This is a genomic window from Palleronia sp. (assembly GCF_042089775.1).
Lineage (GTDB): Bacteria > Pseudomonadota > Alphaproteobacteria > Rhodobacterales > Rhodobacteraceae > Palleronia.
Window position 1 is genome coordinate 1 of sequence record NZ_JBELKF010000184.1, and the last position, 3,706, is coordinate 3,706.

The 3,706-nt window shown below is 64.2% G+C and carries 4 protein-coding genes; all 4 read right to left on the reverse strand.

Annotated features, from left to right (window positions below; translation table 11 throughout):
* The coding region (locus ACFDS3_RS19580; RefSeq protein WP_375264018.1) for an HNH endonuclease at positions 1 to 261 on the reverse strand (261 nt) is incomplete at its 3' end.
* Positions 252 to 1,751, reverse strand: a complete 1,500-nt coding sequence (locus ACFDS3_RS19585; protein ID WP_375264019.1) for a terminase large subunit domain-containing protein — start codon at positions 1,749 to 1,751, stop codon at positions 252 to 254. The genes ACFDS3_RS19580 and ACFDS3_RS19585, both read right to left, overlap by 10 nt.
* Before the next feature lie 188 nt (positions 1,752 to 1,939).
* Positions 1,940 to 2,485, reverse strand: coding sequence for a hypothetical protein (locus tag ACFDS3_RS19590; protein WP_375264020.1), 546 nt, complete (start codon positions 2,483 to 2,485; stop codon positions 1,940 to 1,942).
* Positions 2,486 to 3,125: 640 nt separating this feature from the next.
* On the reverse strand, positions 3,126 to 3,706 hold a 581-nt coding region (locus ACFDS3_RS19595), incomplete at its 5' end, for a hypothetical protein (protein WP_375264021.1).

Here is a 3,706-nt window from a genome sequence, read left to right on the forward strand (position 1 = left end):
CGGCTTGTGGCCGCATTCGATACGGGTTTTCGCGGTGTGGCAGGGGGCCGCGAGCGTTTGCAGATTGGCCGGGTCGAAGGCGAGTTCGGGGTGGGTTCGAACGGGCCGAACGTGATCGACTTCCAGCCGGTCGCGCCGCCCGCATCCGCAGGTGCAGGTCCAGCCGTCGCGCTCTAGGATTTCGTGCCGCAGCACTTGCCAGCGCCGGGTTTTCAGGACCGGGCGCGAGTAGCGGCGGAAGTTGTCAGGTTTTACAGCCATGCGACCCTCGCCTTGCGGGTCGGTGCCGCCTTGCGCCTCATTCCTTCGGCCACCGCGAGGATAGATGCCGCCGCCGCGTCGATCCGCCCAAGGGACCGGGCTTTCGCCAGCTTGCTGTTTCCCGCCGGGTCGACCAGCGTGATTGCGTCCGCGAAGGCCGATCGCAGTAGCAGCGACGGAACGGTTTTCACCTCGCCGTCGAACAGCGCGCGCCGGAATCGTTCCACGTCTTCGCTGCCGTCTTTCCAGCCAAAGCCGCGCCAGACGAACGGGACGCGCAGGCCCGCCGCGACCATTGCCTCGGAAAACTCGGCATGGCGGAAACGGTCGCCCACGATGCAGGCCACGTCCGCGCCGTCGAGTTGCCGCACGATCTCGGCCAGCCACGGGCCGGGCGGGACGGTGTTTTCGCCCAGCACCGACAACTCGCCCCGATCCTGCATCTCGACATAGCGCCCAGAGACGCCATCAGCGGCCCCACGATCAGCAAGGCCGGGCTTGGCCGGGAAGGTGCCTAGCGCCTCAAGACGGCCAGTCTCAGGCCAGAAGAACGCCGCAGCGGACATGGAACGCGATCCGCCGAGGTCGACGCCGAGGATGCAGGGGCCGGAACGGGCCGGGAGGTCGCCGGGCGAGACTTCCGCCGCGAGCCATTCGTCGACAGTGATCAAAACCGAACGGTCTTCAGTGCTGACGCGCTCATTGCGGTTGAGGTTGCGGAAGCTGGACAGGGCCGAGCCGCCGCGAGCGATCGCGCGCCGGGCTTGCGCCACCAGCCATTCCGGGGTCGCGCCGATGCCTTCCGATGCGCCGGGGTTGGCGATCAGCAGGCTTTCGAGGTCATCAGCCGGGAGGCCGGGCGACGGGCGATGCTCTTGGACATACGATCCGGGCGGAGGCTCATCGAGCCAGCGGCTAAAGGTGTTCGTGTCGTCTGCCGCCGAGGTCGAGATGATCAGCGCCCGGCCATTGCGTTTGCCCAAGCCGGAGAGGATCGCGTTTTCGAGCGTGTCGCCCTTCTCGCGTTCCCATGCTGCCCGCTCATCCATGATCGCCAGCGTCGGAGCGCCGCCGAGGATGGATTTTCCGTCTGCCGGAATGACGCGGATCAGCCCGCCGCCGTTCGCCTGGTACTCGACTTCTAGGCGGGAGCCGTGCCGGATCGTAAAGAGTTCTTGCTCATCCTCGGGCAAGCCCTGGACGAAACCGACCACGAATTGAAACGCCGCGCGGCACTGATCGCGGTTTCGGGCTGCAAGCAGGATTTCCCGCTTGGGCTGATCGTCCCAAACGCCCATGACGCTACCTAGGGCGAGGCCCGCCGCTAGTGCTGTCTTGGCGTTGCCGCGTCCGATCGAGAGAACGCCGACCATCACGTCAGGGCCGAGAGCACCGCGCACAAACTGCCGCTGATACTCGGCCAGCCGCAGCGGTTGCCCCGCGAGCGGTCCCTCGGGAACGGTCAGGGTTTCGAGGAAGGCGATCGCCACCTCGGGGATTTCCCCGGTTTTTTTATTCGGGAGAGAGAGCGCAACACTCCGACCGTCGGTACCCACGCTTTTCGATTGCCGGGCATTGGGACCAGACGCGCGCACAGCCTCACTGGTGGCCTTCTCGGCCTTGCGGGGTCTGCCGCGTCCGCGCTTGGCGACGGGCTTCTCTGCGCTGCTCTGCGCCGTCACACGGCAACCCTGCGATGCCGGGCCGCGATCCGGCTTGCCGCTAGGCTCAGGCCCTGGGCTGCATCGTCCGCGCCTCTGAGGTCATACAGCCGCGCCGCGTGGTCGCTGATCGCCAGTTGCAGGTCTGCCGGGATGCTATCCACGTCGAGGCCGTAGCCCGCCAGATAGACGATCCGCAGCGCCGTGGCATTGGTCGTGGTCGTCAGGTTCAACACGGGGTAGCGATCGCCCTCGATCCACCAGCCCGCTGGGTGCGGGGTCGCCGTGCCGGTGTCGTCGATCAGTTCAACGGTGAGCGGGTCGCCAGCTGCATAGAGCGGGCCGACCGGGAGCGGGATACGCTTGCACCATGCGCGGAAGGTGACGGTGATCGTCTGCGCCAGTAGGGCCAACTCGCAATGCCGCTCGATCTCAGCCGCCGCCGTCTCAGCCATGATCGCAATGCCTGCATCCTCGTCGTCGTGATCCACGCGAGCGCGGCCCTTCACGTCATCGAGACGGTAGGGGGCGGCGGTGCTGATCGGCTGGCGGGTGTAAATCATGCGGGACTCCGAATATACTGAAACCTTAATATATTTTCCGAGAAAAGTCAACCTTGCTGACCTATCTACAGGGGCCGCAAACGCCTTGCCACACAGGGCCGCAGCTGCGTTGCCTCATGCGTTAGGGATGCGTTGGCCGATCGGCGGTGCCGTCGATCCTCGCCATGATGTCGCAGGGTTAGGAGGTCGCCGCCTGCGTCGGTCAGTGCGTTGGGCTTGCGTTAGCCGGGGTTAAGCCGGGCTTTGCAGCCACGCCGGGTTCAGGAAACACCGAATGCGGTTCGCCCCGAACGCCGCCGCCAGTCTGGCAATTGCTACACCGATGCCAGCGGCAAATCCTGCCAACGGCAAGATCACGTCGGACCGATCAGCGCCGCGACGGATACGACACGCCCCCATTCTCGGATATGCTATTGATCTGCCAGTGAGATTCACCCGATTTCCCTACAGATGGAGTCACGCGCGGGCGGCGCGGCGGCGGCTTTAGTGGGAAGCCTTTAGCGTCTGAGATTTCAAAACGGACCAAAATCGGCGCGGCAGTCAGAGACCCTCCACATCAGCCGAGCAACACCGGTATCAAGAGCGGCAGGGAGCGGCCGGGGGCCGCCCTCTCTCCATATGTAGGGAAATGACCAACATTCTACAGCAGGAACAACTGCTTAGGCGAATCTGGGCTCTTGGCCATTTTGCGTTCGATTTTGATCGCTTGGTAGCCGTGAGTGTGCGCGGCTTTCTGCATCGCTGCTTCCAGTTGGTCGACCTTCGAGGCTTGGACAAGGAAGCTGTCGTGAACGGGCAGCACGACGATCCCCTTGTTGAACATGTCGAGCATGACCGCTTCGGCCATGGCGCTGTCGATGCGCATCAGCTTTGCGCCCATGTCCTTCCCAAAGAAGCGATTGATCGGCGCATGAAGTTCTTTGAGGTCGGCAATCAGTTCTTTGGCCTTGGCTTCGGCCTCAAGGCTTCCCGGTTCAGCGAGTACCTGCATCAGGTTTCGCTTGTGAGTGAATCCGATCGGGTTCCCGTGGTCGTCGCGGGTCCACTTTCGACCATCCGAATGGGCAATGGCCCCGATAGCGGCTTTGATGCTCTTCGCGTTGATGATGACCAGCAGGCCCAGCTTCGCGAGGTCGCGCGGCCACCTTGGAAGATCGTAGCAATCGGAAGGGAGCTCCGCGCCCGCCATCGCATACAGGTATGCCGGGTGAAGGGTCTTGT

What these genes read in the sequence shown, in the direction of transcription:
- ACFDS3_RS19590 (WP_375264020.1), bottom strand. Translation starts at nt 2,485, where the DNA reads ATGATTTACACCCGCCAGCCGATCAGCACCGCCGCCCCCTACCGTCTC.